Origin of the sequence: Paenibacillus sp. LjRoot56, assembly GCF_964253335.1 — a bacterium.
In the GTDB taxonomy this organism is placed as follows: domain Bacteria; phylum Bacillota; class Bacilli; order Paenibacillales; family NBRC-103111; genus Paenibacillus_E; species Paenibacillus_E allorhizoplanae.
Window position 1 is genome coordinate 1,065,630 of record NZ_CAXURV020000004.1, and the last position, 14,384, is coordinate 1,080,013.

Annotated in this window: 13 protein-coding genes; 2 read left to right on the forward strand and 11 right to left on the reverse strand. The window is 44.3% G+C overall.

Annotated elements, in window-relative coordinates:
• Positions 1-29: 29 nt before the first annotated feature.
• The 5 genes from ACSQ8O_RS30790 to ACSQ8O_RS30810 form a co-directional block, all read right to left on the reverse strand.
• Positions 30-902: a sugar phosphate isomerase/epimerase family protein gene (locus ACSQ8O_RS30790; RefSeq protein WP_436244737.1), complete on the reverse strand. Its 873-nt coding sequence runs from the start codon at positions 900-902 to the stop codon at positions 30-32.
• 32 nt (positions 903-934) lie between these two features.
• The gene (locus tag ACSQ8O_RS30795) at positions 935-1,795 is read right to left on the reverse strand and encodes a sugar phosphate isomerase/epimerase family protein (RefSeq protein ID WP_436244738.1); all 861 of its coding nucleotides are present in this window, start codon (positions 1,793-1,795) and stop codon (positions 935-937) included.
• 32 nt (positions 1,796-1,827) lie between these two features.
• Complete coding sequence (locus ACSQ8O_RS30800) at positions 1,828-2,892, reverse strand: Gfo/Idh/MocA family protein (protein WP_420851861.1); 1,065 nt, start codon at positions 2,890-2,892, stop codon at positions 1,828-1,830.
• A 131-nt stretch (positions 2,893-3,023) separates the two neighbouring features.
• A complete protein-coding gene (locus ACSQ8O_RS30805; RefSeq protein WP_436244739.1) occupies positions 3,024-3,992 on the reverse strand; it encodes a quinone oxidoreductase family protein in 969 nt (322 codons plus the stop codon).
• A gap of 111 nt (positions 3,993-4,103) precedes the next feature.
• Complete coding sequence (locus ACSQ8O_RS30810; protein WP_436244740.1) at positions 4,104-5,750, reverse strand: putative bifunctional diguanylate cyclase/phosphodiesterase; 1,647 nt, start codon at positions 5,748-5,750, stop codon at positions 4,104-4,106.
• A 287-nt stretch (positions 5,751-6,037) separates the two neighbouring features.
• On the opposite strand from ACSQ8O_RS30810, the gene ACSQ8O_RS30815 reads away from it, so the two are divergent.
• Positions 6,038-6,802, forward strand: coding sequence for a phytanoyl-CoA dioxygenase family protein (locus tag ACSQ8O_RS30815; protein WP_436244741.1), 765 nt, complete (start codon positions 6,038-6,040; stop codon positions 6,800-6,802).
• A 96-nt stretch (positions 6,803-6,898) separates the two neighbouring features.
• Positions 6,899-7,729, forward strand: a complete 831-nt coding sequence (locus tag ACSQ8O_RS30820) for a helix-turn-helix domain-containing protein (RefSeq protein ID WP_436244742.1) — start codon at positions 6,899-6,901, stop codon at positions 7,727-7,729.
• A gap of 178 nt (positions 7,730-7,907) precedes the next feature.
• On the opposite strand, the gene ACSQ8O_RS30825 is transcribed toward ACSQ8O_RS30820, so the two are convergent.
• The 6 genes from ACSQ8O_RS30825 to ACSQ8O_RS30850 all read right to left on the reverse strand — a co-directional run bounded on the left by ACSQ8O_RS30825 (position 7,908) and on the right by ACSQ8O_RS30850 (position 14,105).
• On the reverse strand, positions 7,908-9,731 hold the full coding sequence (locus ACSQ8O_RS30825) for a heparinase II/III domain-containing protein (protein ID WP_436244743.1): 1,824 nt from the start codon (positions 9,729-9,731) through the stop codon (positions 7,908-7,910).
• A 173-nt stretch (positions 9,732-9,904) separates the two neighbouring features.
• Complete coding sequence (locus ACSQ8O_RS30830; RefSeq protein WP_436244744.1) at positions 9,905-10,537, reverse strand: SGNH/GDSL hydrolase family protein; 633 nt, start codon at positions 10,535-10,537, stop codon at positions 9,905-9,907.
• A 307-nt stretch (positions 10,538-10,844) separates the two neighbouring features.
• Entirely contained in the window at positions 10,845-11,015 is a 171-nt protein-coding gene (locus ACSQ8O_RS30835) for a Spo0E family sporulation regulatory protein-aspartic acid phosphatase (RefSeq protein ID WP_436244745.1), read from the reverse strand.
• A 128-nt stretch (positions 11,016-11,143) separates the two neighbouring features.
• Positions 11,144-11,941 (reverse strand): polysaccharide deacetylase family protein, encoded by a 798-nt coding sequence (locus ACSQ8O_RS30840; RefSeq protein ID WP_436244746.1) that lies wholly within the window; start codon positions 11,939-11,941, stop codon positions 11,144-11,146.
• A 74-nt stretch (positions 11,942-12,015) separates the two neighbouring features.
• Positions 12,016-13,086, reverse strand: a complete 1,071-nt coding sequence (locus ACSQ8O_RS30845) for a dihydrodipicolinate synthase family protein (RefSeq protein ID WP_436244747.1) — start codon at positions 13,084-13,086, stop codon at positions 12,016-12,018.
• A gap of 2 nt (positions 13,087-13,088) precedes the next feature.
• A complete protein-coding gene (locus ACSQ8O_RS30850) occupies positions 13,089-14,105 on the reverse strand; it encodes an NAD-dependent epimerase/dehydratase family protein (protein ID WP_436244748.1) in 1,017 nt (338 codons plus the stop codon).
• Positions 14,106-14,384 lie beyond the last annotated feature (279 nt).

Genomic DNA, 14,384 nt, shown 5'->3' on the forward strand with positions numbered 1-14,384 from the left:
AAACCTCGCAAATAGCGAGGTTTCCATGCCTATTTATACTTTTGAATAAAAGCTATCGCGCTTGCAATATCTTTCTCTGGCTGAGCACCAACTTCACGCTCGATTGTTAGGTAGCCCTTGTAGCCAATTTCTTGCAACGCCTGGAAGTAACGTCCGAAATCTACATGACCTTCGCCTAATGCCAACTCGCGGTATGTATCTCCAGATGTAGCCGCCTCAGCGATGTTCTCATGTGTCATCGGCTTATAGCCAAGTGAACCGTATACTTCACGCGGATCAGCTTGACGTAGTCGAACGCCATCCTTCACATGCGTATGAACGATATAATCCTTCAACGTGTAAACACCTTGAACTGGATCATCACCCGTTACCATCACCATATTTGCTGGGTCAAAGTTAACCGAGACACCTTTGGTAGATAGGTTATCTAGGAAACTTTTCAAATGTGCCGACGTTTCCGGTCCTGTTTCTACTGCGAAATAGGCGCCTAAGCTGCTCGCATACACACCCAGCTCTTCACACGCTTGCAGCATCGTTTGATAGATAGGATCGTTCCGATCCTCGGGTACAACACCGATATGAGTTGTCACAACGTTCGAACCGAGTTCAACCGCAAGATCAAGGATGCGCTTGGATTTCTCAATTTTTGCTGCATTTACTGTCTGGTCTTGGAAACCATGTCCACCTAGATCACCGCAAAGTGCTGAGATTTGAAGATCCAATGACGCGATGTAGTCACGTAACTCCTTACGTGCTCCCGGAGTTAAGTTAGCAGGATCCATTTCTCCAGAAACCGCATAAATTTGGACGCCATCTGCTCCTAATTCTTTCGACTTCTTTAATCCGTCCCGTAGTCCAAGACGCAAACTATCTACCATTATACCGATTGGATTGATTATCATGACTTCAAACACTCCTTATCGCGAGCTTAGCGTTAGTTAATTTCGTCCCAGATTCTTCGAATATTTTGTAATCCGATCAATGTGCCTCGCTTACACTCTTCCATCCCCTCAAATTCCAGGGAGATGTAACCATCGTAACCTGAGCTTTTGACCAAACGCAGAATTTCAGGAATATTCAAATCACCTTGCGCCACAATCGCTCCGCGCAAATAGGTGCCGTAGGAAGATTTGAACCAGCCTTCTCCTGGATTCTGATTGGAGGGACGAATGTAGAAATCCTTCACATGGACAATAGAAGCATAAGGAAGATTATTCGTCACAGCAGCAACGGAATCCTCGTCCACACATACAAAATTACCAACATCTAGTGTTGTCCGGAAATTCGCACGATCAACGGCATGAATCAGGGCTTGAACACGTTCACTATGCTGCACGAAGAAACCGTGATTCTCAACGCTCGTAACAATCCCAAATTGGTTCGCATAATCAGCAATTTGACGACATGCTTCTGCTAAGCGCTCCAAATTGGCATTGAAATTACGAATGGAGAGATCCTCACTTCGAGCAACATCGTGCCGCATTTTCTTAACACCTAATCTGGCAGCAAGATCAACCTCGCCCTTCACACGCTCGATTTCCTGCTGATACTCTTCTTCCGTCTCAGTAAGGAAATTTGCGCCGATGGCATAATTGGAAATATCAATACCTCGAGCCTGAGCTTTCTCACGAATCGCATCCGCAAGCGCAAAGTTACCCGGTAAATCATACCCCAATGGTACAATCTCGACATGTTCACCTCCCTGATCCGCAATCCAATCGATGACGTCCATAATCGACATTTCGCCAGACTTTAATGCCTGATACAGGCTATATGTGCTAACACCTAACTTCATATGTGCTCCTCCTATGCTCCGATTCGTTCGGGCTATAATCTGATTTCTTGACCCTTCGCTGCAGATTCATAAATACCGCATAGGATTTTCATTATTTCAAGACCATCCTCAACCGGACTAATCGGTGTTTCGCCAGTTTGGCAACAAGATACGAAATGATTGATTTCATTTTGAAAAGCGCCGTTGATATCGATCGATTTGTTATTGATTTGAGGTGTCACATTCGTAATCGTATCCAAGATCTCCGTTACGAAAACAATTTCTGGCTCTAGTTCAACGCCGCCTTTGTCACCATACAATTTGACAGCGATTTCATCCTTCTTAGCATGCAAAGTGAAACTTACATCCACCATGAGGGAAGCCCCATTTTCAAAACGAATCAACACATTGGCCAAATCCTCAACCGTATTGCGCTCCGCATCATAATCTGCTGCTTTATAGAAAGATAAGTTCTTTACATTCTTCCGATTGCCCAACTTGTTATACGTATGCCCACTTACCGCAACAGGTTTCGGCTTGCCCATCAAGTACCAACACACATCAATCACGTGTACACCAATATCGATCAGCGGCCCGCCACCGGAGCGCTCAACATCCGAGAACCAACCGCCTGGATTCCCTAATCGACGTAGGCAAGAAGCTTTGGCATAATAGATCTCACCTAATTGACCATTATCTATAAAATGCTTCACAAGCTGAGCATTCGTATCATATCTTCTGACAAATCCAACTTGTAGAATCTTCCCTGTTTCACGAACTGCGTCTTGAATGCGTTGCGCTTCTTCTACTGTTTTACATAGCGGCTTCTCAACCAAAACATGCTTGCCAGCATGAAGAGCAGCAATACTGATCTCAGCATGTGTATTGTTCCATGTACAAATACTGACCGCATCAATCTCTGGATTTGCCAAAAGCTCATTATAATCGGTATAAATGTTCGCAATGTCATATTTCTCCGCTTTCGCGGCTGCTCGTTCACGATTAAGGTCACAGACAGCAACAATGACAGCATCCTCGGATTTCGTATATGAAGCAAAGTGCAAATCTGAAATTGAACCTGCACCGATAACACCAATTCTCAATTTGTTTATGCTCATTGCACATTCCAGCCTCCTTTAAATAACTACTACTTAAAGTTAACATGCTTTGGACATAGCGAGAATACCTAAGATATGCAGCTCCATGGACTATATGTTCAAAATCGCCCGGAAGATTCATCGCTGTGCGCTTATGGGATTAGCAAAATTTTGCCTACACTCTGTCTACTCTCCAGTAATCTATGAGCTTCAGCGCCATCCTTCAGGGAGAACGTTGTCAGCGTATCCATCTTCAGATTTCCGGCACGAAGTGCTTCGAATAAATCATGTGCCCGCTGGATTCGATTCTCTAAACTAGTTACGTGATTCCAGAGGTCACCGCCGGTTAATGTCTTGGATGTATCCATCAGCATTCTTGGATCCACAGGCGCTGGGTCGCCGCCAGCCATGCCATAGAAAACAACAGTGCCCTTGATTCGGACTGCAGCAAAGCTATCCATTAAAGTGGCGCCTACCGAATCATAAGCTACTTGTACACCGTTCTTTTCATATGACCACTGTAAGACTTCTTGAACCCAGTCCGCGGAATAGAGGATGACCTCATCGGCTCCAGCGTCTAGCGCGACTTGCTTTTTAGCTTCGGAAGAGGTGAGTCCCATCACCCTAGCGCCTTTACTTTTGCACAATTGGATCAAAAGTTGACCCACACCGCCTGCCGCGGCATGGATCAGAACTTCATCTCCAGCCTGGACAGGGTAGCTGTCGTTCATCAGGTAATGCGCTGTCATGCCTTGCAGAAGAAGGCCCGCCGCATGTTCAAACGAGATGTCCACTGGCAGCGGAATCGCCCGATCGACAGGAACGACGACTAGCTCCGCATTAGCAAAGGGCACGTCGGCAAAAGCGATCCGGTCACCGATTTGAATATGATGGATGTGTTTGGGCACGCTTTCGACAAACCCGGCACCTTCATACCCGAGAATATACGGCGGCTTCCCAGCCAAATGATAATTCCCTTTGCGACGATAGACGTCCGCGAAATTAAGACCTATCGCTTTCGTCCTTACCAGAATTTGATCCCCATGTAGGATAGGGTCTGGCATCTCTTTATATTGGAGAACTTCGGGACCCCCGAATTGTTCGAAAATTAATGCTTTCATAAGTAAGTGACCTCCAACTCTTAATTAACCGTTGTTATTTTAACATACCCGATTGCAGATCCAAAAAAAAGTGCCTCCAACCGCTCTTCAGCGAATGGAGACACTTGGATATTAACGAGTTATAAAAGCATGGTGAGCAGGCAATTCCGTATACGGCACGGGTTTATTGATGTAATAGCCTTGAATACCCCAGCACTGCATGTCGGCTAGCATATGGAAATGATCACACGTTTCAATGCCTTCTGCAACAACGAGTAAATTCAATGCTTTCGCCATGGCAAGAATTGCCGCGATCAATGGTACATTGCCATCTGAGATGAAAATGCGGTCGATCTTCAGCTTGTCAATCGGCAGCTGCGTTAGCATACTTAACGATGAATAACCCGTTCCGAAGTCATCCAATGCGATGGTAAAGCCTGCATTTCGCAACTTACTCAGAATGAGTTGTACTTCTTGCAGCGAGTGCAATGTTGTACTTTCTGTAATTTCAAGCTCCATGGCGATTGGGTCTACACCCTCCTCTTGCAAAATTTGCAAGACCTGATCCACAAAATTCAATTCATTGAGTTGGATTCGTGAGATATTGACTGATATTTTAAATAGAGGACCGTAAATATCCTTCAACTGAAGCCAATCCTTGCAGGCTTGACGAATAACCCAATAGCCGATAGGCACGATAAGCCCTGTTTTCTCCGCAACTGGAATAAAATCCGCCGGCTGTATGTACCCTACCTTCTCGCAATGCCATCTTAAGAGCGCTTCCGCACCAATCGCCCTGGCTGATGCTGGATTATAAATAAGTTGATAGTGCAACTGAAGTTCGTCCTTATCCATTGCTTGTGAAAGACCTAACTCATGAATGAAATTTTCGACATGATCGTATTTAGAAGAGGCTTCGTACAAATGATAGCGTTTGCGACCTGTTCCTTTCGCTGTATACAAAGCAATATCAGCTTGCTTTAGCAGATCTTGAATCGTTTCATCATGCTTTCGCTCCGCAATCCCGATACTCACACTCACTTTCACTGCATGTTCATCTACGCGAAAAGGCTCATGGAAAAGTCCGCTCAATTGCTCCGCTGTCTCTTCAATGTGAGTAGAAGGTACGGAATCCACGACTACAAATTCATCACCGCCTAAGCGAATAAGTGAATAGCGGCTATCTCCAAATACTTCTATCAACCTACAAGCGACTTCAACAAGCACCGAGTCTCCTGCCTGATGGCCGAAGGTATCATTAATATTTTTGAAATTGTCCAAGTCCATTAAATAAATCGTTGGCGGCTCCACCACATGCTCAAGTAAATATCTACGATTGAATAGGTTAGAGAGATCATCTTGATAGGCATAATTGTACAGGATATTCTCATGCTGTTTGCGCTCTGTAATATCACGTGTCACTGAAAAAATAAAACTAGCATTCCCATGTTCGTCCAAAATAGGTGTTAAAATGCTCTCGCCGCTTAGATTCCCGTTAGGTAATATAACGCCATCCTCGTATCGAATTGGCCGACGTTCATCGACTACTCTGGCATATTTATTATATAAGTAATTTGCCATTTGGCTCGAATTCGATTCAAAAAAAGTAGTTCCCATTTGATCCATCGTGATTCCACTAAATTTCGTCGCGGCATTGTTAACGTAATAATACGTGATCTCCGCACCTGTCACTTTCATAATGTAAATAGAGTCTTCAATATCATCCAGCATCATTTGCAGTAATTTCAAATCCAATGTTGTCGTTGCAGGAATTGTCATCCGTTGGACTCCTTTATCCGAATAACCTAAGCTTTGTGCCCACTATGGGTCGATTGTACTATCTATTCGACATAAATCTTCCGTATCCTTCCTAAGTAGTTCTACAATCACCGTTCTAGCCATAAAGCGATATGACTAATTAACACCAAAGTAGCATAGACCGCTACCACCAAAATAATCGTTTTGTGCTAATCATAATCGTTTTACCTCCTTATTCGAAAGTACCGAGAAGCTTACAATTACCTTAAGCAAGTAATAAAAGCTAGTAAATACTGGAGGTTACACACATGATAACAAAAGGAAATCCATTCTCACTCGCTCAATATGTCAACGAAGGCTATAGTGGACCAATGCAGGGACTTTCGCTTGAAGAATCTGATATGTACTATAACCGTTTCTTTGAGGTCATCGAACAGAATAAATTTGAACCTGGTCCTACCAAAATGAATCTATCCGCCTGGCATCAACGGCATCATTGGGCCTATACGCTAGCTACGCATCCAAGTATCGTCAACGCAATGAAGCAGATTCTTGGAGATGACTTGGTCTTGTGGGCCATGCATTTCTGGTACAAAGAGCCTAATAATGATAAGTTCATCCCGTGGCACCAAGATATCAATTATTGGCCGATGGAGCCGGCGATCAATGCGACCGCCTGGGTCAGTTTAGGGTGGTCAATTCGTGAAAATGGTTGTCTTCGCGTGATTCCTGGCACACACAAATCAATCGTCGAGCATGTTACAACGGGAACAGATCAAAGTGCTTTCGAGCAAGGTTTGCCAGCGGAGTCGATCGATGAATCATTGGCCATAGATCTTGAGATGTCTCCGGGTCAGATTGCCTTCTTCAATGAAGCTACCTTCCATGGTTCTGAAAATAACAAATCAAATATACCGCGTGTAGCCTTCTCAGTTCGCTATACAACACCAGAGGTCAAGTTCAAAATCGACGAGTGGGGCGGCGACACCTCGCGCATTCGTACCTTCCTCGTGAACGGTGAGGATCGGTTGAACCGAAACGAAGATATTAAGGGCGTCGTGCCTCAGGATTAGATGCCTCAGGATTAGATAGGAAATCGTTGCCATCTCTGCATCCAGGCATGATAGAATATAGGAACAGACAAGATCCATGGTGCGGAGGGATGCGCATTGAATTCTTTTCAAATGATGATCGAGGCGTTGGAGATTCGATTTCTGCATATTACACAGTATCAACTTGATTATCGTTGGCAGGCCAAAGAGCGCAAACTACGTCACTGTGTGATGTGGTTTGTGCATAAGGGAAGCTTCCAGCTTGCAATTGATCAAGCTTCCATGCGGTGCAATGAAGGCCAGATCATCATTTTGCCAGCCCATAGCACGATTAGTTTTCATGCCATTTCGGATGAATTATTGCTAACAAGCATTAACTTCGATGCCGAAATCTCCTTAGTTAGCAATCGCAGCTGGGTGCAGCTTCTGAATCTTCCGAATTTATTTGAGGATAAGGCCAGCAAGATTGAGCGTATTGTCCACGAAATGCTTATTCCTGAGAATGATGAGACAGCTTATGTTCATCTTCTGCAGCAGTCATCATTGCTTCGAATTTTGTATGAGCTTCTGCGTACAGAAAATGTGGCGGATTCCAGCTCCAATTACTCACACTTGGACAAGCGCATCCATACCATCATCCATTTTCTTCATGCGCATCCGCAACAGATGCCTGAAATCAAGGAGTTAGCTGAGCTTGTTCAGCTGAGTGATTCTCATTTGCGCAAATTGTTTATCAAACAAACCGGACAGGCGCCGCTCCATTTCGTTCACAGCATCAAAATTGAACAAGCCAAAAAGCTTCTCGCGACTAGCGTGAAGCCCATTTCTCAAATTTCTTATGAGCTTGGCATCGAGAATGCGAACTATTTCTCTCGCATGTTCAAAATCAAAACCAGCTTAACTCCGCTACAGTATCGGCAACAATTTGGGCTATGGTTGAACGATTAGAATTGGATAAAACCTACAGCTACTTCGGGCTGATTTCTGCATTTGCAGCAGATACCGATAAATCGCTGTAGGTTTTCCATTTAAATGTACTATTCGATTGAAAATGGATAATTTAGCTGTAATTTTTACAACTTGTTCCGCAAAGAAGCCACCCCGAGGTACTCTAGGATGCAGCTATCTACTCCAGCTCCAACGTAACCCCTATACTCACTTGCTCTCCCACCTCAGCCGCAGATAGATCAATTAAGTAGACAAGCTCTCTCCCGCCCTCGTGATTCTGATGTTCCACGGATTGAATCGACGCCTTCAGCACTTTCGCATCATATCGAATCAATTGCTGTTGCTTACCCAAACCAAGCTCCAACCGAATTTCACCTTCCTGCACGATTACTGGCTTGTGCTGTGTAACGAAACGTTCTGTTATTGAAGCGCCTGACTCACGGAACTCAAAAGAATCCAAGATCGTCAGCTTGCCTTGCAATTTATCAAACTCGAAGTTTCGCTCAAGCTTCTCAAGTAGTGGCACGGCATAGGCTTGACTGAGCTCAAGCTTGAAGTTGTCACTCGCATCCGTACATTCCGCAGCTAGTACCTGCGCACGATGCTGGATACCCGCTTCCTGGTGTTTACCATTGATGATTGGCACGCTATGACCCGCCGAACTGTTACAAAGGATCGAGTATCGCTCTTCACCAAAATATTGTTTGGTGTATAGGCCAGCTCCCAAATCTTCCAACCATCTGACCCCATCTACGATCCATAGGAAGTGGCCGACGTCATTGTGATTATGGGGCTCATCATTATGCCCGCCTTTGGCTGCAAAGCTAACGAGCTTGTTGCCCACCTTCGCCCTGCTCACCATCCATTGTGCTTCTGGCAAGAAATCCGTTTGCAACGGCATTTCTTCACGTTCACGAAGCAAAGCTTCATTCAACCACACCACGTTCCGTACGGCACTAGCGAAGCGACCACAATGGTCAATCGTCACTGGCTGATTGTCCAATGTTGGAATCCGAATCTCGGCAAACTGCTCGCACAAGCGGCTGAAAATGCCAATTTGAATGCCATTGTTCCTTGAGCAGTCAGAGAAATTAGCAATATGGTTGCCCTGCAGGAAACAGGTTTGTGGGAATTGAGCAACTCTGCGAGCTTTGGCACTCGATTGAAGAATGTCCACTTTTCCGCCTGTACGCTGCTTCAGAAGTTCACTGAAGTAGACGTAATAGCCGAAGCCATAATACCAGTAACCCAAGCCTTCCAAGCAGGCCCCTTCTTCTGAAAACCCCTCAAGAAAGCAATCCATCGATGCGAGTACTCGCGCAATGACAGGCATCAGCGTTTTCGAATCCTGAATGAGGTAAATGGCCGTCATACCGATATTCCCCGCACAAACAGCGGACCAATTGATATCGCACGTTTCCCACCAATAAGCTCTTTTGAGTGTCATATAAGGCTCGAGAACCCTCGCCATAATCTCGCGTTGAACCCTTCTTACCACAAGACCATTTAACTGAGCTTGGAACAAATGGCAAGTCTCACTCAACGCATGGGCCGTTTCTGAAGTAAATAAATCAATATGTTTATATTCTTCTCCCTCTACGGCAGCATCATGATTCATCAGATGAGCAGGCAGACACCACGTATATTCATCACAAATAGCCCAAATTGTATCTTCTAAAGCCGGCAGATAAGGTTCAACGCCACCCTTCAGAACCGCTACGACCAAAGCCGCTAACCGTCGACGACGATCGAAATAGAGTGCTTCGAATTCGATGCGAGTTCCCTTTGAACGATACAAATCCCACTCTCTAAAGGGTAATGCTGCAATCGGCTTGCTCTCGAACTCCTTGACCAATGGTGAAACCTCGTTATAGACAGTAGTAAGTAATGGACTCTCTGTATGCCTTATTGGTGTTGTAGCCACCTGTAAAGCTTCGTGAAATAAACGGCCATGATCGCTTTCAGCTTCTAGCAACGCATCTAATAGATATCGATTATTCATCGTTCTACCTCCCTATGCACTTACGATTTCGTTTACCTTTAAATATAACTGCAAACGATTTCAATAAACTAGTCATTATCTTTACCTCTATACGTCAAAAATTGACCTCTTCGCTAATATGAAAAAAAGCCTCTCGCAACAAGCGGAAGCTTTCTTCAACTAACCAATATTAATTACTCTGTTGCCCCGACTGCCTTCAGCCATGCATTGGCAATTAAAGCATGTCCAGCAGGTGATGGATGTACCCCATCAGGTGCCCAGAAAGCGCTATCAGCTTGTGTTGACGCTTGTGCAAATAAGCCATCTAAACATAATAAACGCGCGCCGAATTCTCTTGCTAATTCACGCACAGCGGTAATTTTCGGATCCAAATCTTCTCTCCATAGCTTACGATCTTCTGGTACAGGTAGTACAAAAGGCTCTATAAGAAGCAACTTCGCTCCTGTGCTTGCGGTTTGATCCAAGAGTTGACGGTATCCCTCTTTAAAAGTCTCCGTTGAAGTCCCGTCATTGCGATCATATCTGCGCCATGTATCATTGATACCGATATAAATCGAAACGAGATTAGGTTTCAAGTCCAAACAATCTTCTTGCCACCGTCCCTGTAGATCAGGCACACGATTGCCAGAAATCCCGCGGTTTAAGAATTTAACTTGTTTCTCTGGATATTTCGCTGAAAATTGAGCAGCTGTCATAAGTGCGTAGCCTCTGCCTAGATCATTGCCATTGTCACGAATACGTCCAGCATCTGTAATACTATCCCCTTGAAATAGTACGATATCTCCTTGCTCTAACCATACTGCCATTCGAACGAATCCTCCTTTGATTTACCACTTCTGCTTCTATTAATATACATATAATTTCCTAACAAATTATACCATGTCTAAAGGAGCGAGTGTACAACCAATATCAACGAAAGATGTGATGCATTTTACGTACATGAGTTTAAATAATGACAAATTCGGACAAAAAGATACGTATTCCCAAAATAAACGACGATGCCGTCCTCCCAATCCATTTGGTTGTTATCCCACTTCTCCTTTGGGGAATTTCTGCTCTTAGAAACAAAAAAACCGAGATGCACACTCGTAAGTGTACACTCGGTCAACCTAATCATGCGATGGTTCGGAGAAAAAGTAATTGATAATAGGTATTCAAAAGTTCATCCAGCTCGATAGAAAGTTCCAATACCGTTTCAGACAATAGGCCGTATGTTTGACTAGCAAGATTCAGTTCATTGCGTAATGCCTCAATCTTCTCTTCCAACTCATAACGATGTCCCATATTGATCCCTCCGATTTCGAAATTCCTATTGTGGATAACTCACACGTTTTGTTACCTTTATCATAATTGAATATTGTTAAGAAACTATTAGCAAATTACACGATTTTACGAAATTTTACAGTTAATTGTTAAATTTTGATTAATTGACCCGCCGGAACTTCCACAATTTCTCCTTCAGCGCTGAGCCAAACTGTGATTGCCGAAGGATTGTGAATGATATGGCAATCTGCAGAGAACCGCAGGTTGTCAAGCGCTTTCATATACGCCACAATTTCAGCATTGGTTGCAAACCAAATGTCGGATCGACCTTTTACTTTCTCGCCAAATTGCTCAAGGATCTCCCAGTTGTTGTCGTTTTCAAATTCATAACTGTGTCCCCATACATAGAATAATGACATGCGTGAATGTCTTTGTTCTAACTGTACGAATGTATCGGCAAGCTCGAGCATGTTCTTATGGTGACACGATGGATGCCACTCCAAGAAATCTTTCGGCATTTCAAAGTTGCCGTGGCTAGCAACCGTCCGCGCATACTCAATACCTAGTGTTGGAAGCGCCTGAATGACACGATCTGAGTAAGTTCCAAAGGGGTAGCTCATGCCACGTACAGGATAGCCAACTAAAGATTCCAATGCTTCGCGATCTTGAGAAATTTCACGAACAATTTGATCCATTGGTGACTGCTCTAAAAAAGGATGATCAATGGTATGCGCAGATACCTCATGACCTTCGAACAAGGAAGCAACCTCGGATGCCTCAATATAGCCTTCTTTCCCCAAGAAACTACTGTTCAAATGAAAGGTTCCTTTGATCCCATACTCATTCAATATACGCACGAGTCTGCGATCATGTACCCTCCCATCATCGTAACTTAACGTTAAAGCTTTGGTGACACCTTGTGGAAACCGATTCAATCGAATGCGCATTGTAAACCCTCCCAAAATAAGTAAATTACATTCTTTCAATGTATCAGAAACTTAGCTGGAGGGCTATCATTTCCTTACTCGGCTAACCAATCTGAGAGATTCGCTTTCACAAAAGCATCATCATTCAAATGTGGATAGTCCTTGTACATGCGGTCGATTTCTTCCGTTTGTCCTGGGGACAATTCTTCATGCGGATTCAAACACCATGTTCCCTTCATCAAGCCTTGTCGACGAAGCACTTCATGAATACCTGGAATACATCCAGCAAAACCATTGGCGGGGTCGAAGAATGCTGCGTTTGTCTCCGTTACTTCGATATTACGGGTAAGCCATTCCGATGCGAGGGTAGGGTTCATTCTTATTCCCTTGATTTCGTCTAACAGCTCAACTGCTTTCTGCGTCCATACTGCCCAATGTCCAAGTAAACCGCCTACTATTCTTTTCTCTATGTTCTTACCCTCAACTTGGAAATTATAAACAGTTAATAGATCAGTAATAATGTTATCATCATTTCCTGTGTAAAGGGCAATCTCATCGCGGCGCTCCGAGTAGCATACAGCACGCACGACATCAATCGTTTGATAGCGATTGAAGGGGGCCATTTTGATCGCGATAATGCCTGGAATGTTCGCGAATTGCTTCCAAAAGTCGAAACTGTATACCTTACCTCCAACGGATGGTTGAAGATAGAAGCCGATGACAGGCATTTTCTCGGCAATACGAGCTGTACGTTCCAAAATTTGTGCTTCTGTCCAGCCGGTCAAGCCTCCCATAGATAATAAGGCAGCATCATAGCCCAGTGATATTGCGATATCTGTCTCTTGCTCCGCTTGTTCGGTAGGTCCACAGATGCCTGCAACCTTAATAAATGGTCGAGTGAGTCCTGCACGCTCCACTTCTTCAGCAGCCATTCGAAGCACTTTTTCGTACAAATTATATTTCGGATCACGAATTTCAAACTGTGTGGAATGTACACCAACTGCAATACCACCTGATCCCGAAGCCATATAGTAACGTGTCAGTGCCCGTTGACTTTGCTCATCGAGCAAACGATCTGCGGTTAAAGCAAGCGGATGTGCAGGAATGACAAGTCCATCATGCAACGCTATGCGCTGCTCATTACTTAATTCCCTACGTTGCGTCATAGTTAGAATTTCCCCTCTCGCTCTTGAAAATGAGTAGGTTTATTAATCATACTGCCCCCATGCTCGATCCACTCCGCAACCCAGTCCAGCATCTGGAGAAGTGATACACGCGGGTATCCAAATAGCTGCATACTCTTCGCCGCGTTACTAAGCAACGCTGTTTCCGACTCTTGACCTTTGAAGATTGGTTCAATCCCAAGCCTTTGTCCCAGCTGCTGTGCCGCATATTTCACGGATACGGTTTCTGGTCCCGTCACATTCAAGAAATTAGCTGGACTCTGTGTCGCCAACAAGGAGCGAATCGCAATTTCGTTGGCATCCCCTTGCCAAATACAATTGAAATGCCCCATGGAAAGATCAATGGCGCGTCCTTCTTTTAAAGACTTCGCAATTTCCAATAGAACACCATAACGTAAGTCAATGGCATAGTTCAAACGATAGATCAAAACTGGTGTTCCGTTCTTGTGACTATAATGCTCGAACATCCGCTCGCGCCCAAGACAGGATTGCCCATATTCCCCGATTGGAGCTGGACTAATCGCTTCATGAGCACCGCCATACGTTACTGGTGTGAATGGATATACATTACCTGTTGAGAACACGACGATACGGGACTTGCTAAATTTCTCAGCTACGCGACCTGGCAGATAGGCATTCATCACCCAAGTGAAATGTTCCTTACCTGTAGTCCCAAATTTGGTACCAGCCATATAAATCACATTAGGAACATCTGGCAATGCCTGAAGAGCTTCATCATTTAACAGGTCGCAGGCAATTGTTTCTACCCCAAAGGATTGTAGTTCTTCCTGCAAGCCACTTTCGGAGAATCTCGAAACACCATACACCTTTTTATCAACACCTGCTGCCCGAATGGCATTCATCGCTAGCCTAGCTAGACTCGGTCCCATTTTCCCACCGACACCAAGCAGCATAATATCTCCCTCTAATTCCTGCATAAATTGTATTAAAGCAGGTGAAGGTGTTGACATGACTTTATCCAAATCTTCTAATGTTCTCATTCGCGCAATCTCCTCACATCATGATCTATATTTAAGCTTCCTGACTGTAGTATACGGACTCTCAAACATAAAAGACAAATCTTTATATTGTCTTTAAATAAACATAACATCTCTCCACATTCTTCGTTAAACGAAATAACATCCGATTTTGCGGGTGTTCGGGAGCTCGGCGTGCGGGACGGTCAGGAGGTAGTTGGTGGCGTTTGTAGGTTTGGAGTAGCATGAGCCGCGAAATATTCCATTAACTGTAAAATGTACAGCTAATTATTCGTAATTTCC

What these genes read in the sequence shown, in the direction of transcription:
- ACSQ8O_RS30800 (WP_420851861.1), bottom strand. Translation starts at nt 2,892, where the DNA reads ATGAGCATAAACAAATTGAGAATTGGTGTTATCGGTGCAGGTTCAATT.
- ACSQ8O_RS30815 (WP_436244741.1), top strand. Translation starts at nt 6,038, where the DNA reads ATGATAACAAAAGGAAATCCATTCTCACTCGCTCAATATGTCAACGAA.
- ACSQ8O_RS30805 (WP_436244739.1), bottom strand. Translation starts at nt 3,992, where the DNA reads ATGAAAGCATTAATTTTCGAACAATTCGGGGGTCCCGAAGTTCTCCAA.
- ACSQ8O_RS30840 (WP_436244746.1), bottom strand. Translation starts at nt 11,941, where the DNA reads ATGCGCATTCGATTGAATCGGTTTCCACAAGGTGTCACCAAAGCTTTA.
- ACSQ8O_RS30835 (WP_436244745.1), bottom strand. Translation starts at nt 11,015, where the DNA reads ATGGGACATCGTTATGAGTTGGAAGAGAAGATTGAGGCATTACGCAAT.
- ACSQ8O_RS30845 (WP_436244747.1), bottom strand. Translation starts at nt 13,086, where the DNA reads ATGACGCAACGTAGGGAATTAAGTAATGAGCAGCGCATAGCGTTGCAT.
- ACSQ8O_RS30825 (WP_436244743.1), bottom strand. Translation starts at nt 9,731, where the DNA reads ATGAATAATCGATATCTATTAGATGCGTTGCTAGAAGCTGAAAGCGAT.
- ACSQ8O_RS30850 (WP_436244748.1), bottom strand. Translation starts at nt 14,105, where the DNA reads ATGAGAACATTAGAAGATTTGGATAAAGTCATGTCAACACCTTCACCT.
- ACSQ8O_RS30790 (WP_436244737.1), bottom strand. Translation starts at nt 902, where the DNA reads ATGATAATCAATCCAATCGGTATAATGGTAGATAGTTTGCGTCTTGGA.
- ACSQ8O_RS30810 (WP_436244740.1), bottom strand. Translation starts at nt 5,750, where the DNA reads ATGACAATTCCTGCAACGACAACATTGGATTTGAAATTACTGCAAATG.
- ACSQ8O_RS30830 (WP_436244744.1), bottom strand. Translation starts at nt 10,537, where the DNA reads ATGGCAGTATGGTTAGAGCAAGGAGATATCGTACTATTTCAAGGGGAT.
- ACSQ8O_RS30795 (WP_436244738.1), bottom strand. Translation starts at nt 1,795, where the DNA reads ATGAAGTTAGGTGTTAGCACATATAGCCTGTATCAGGCATTAAAGTCT.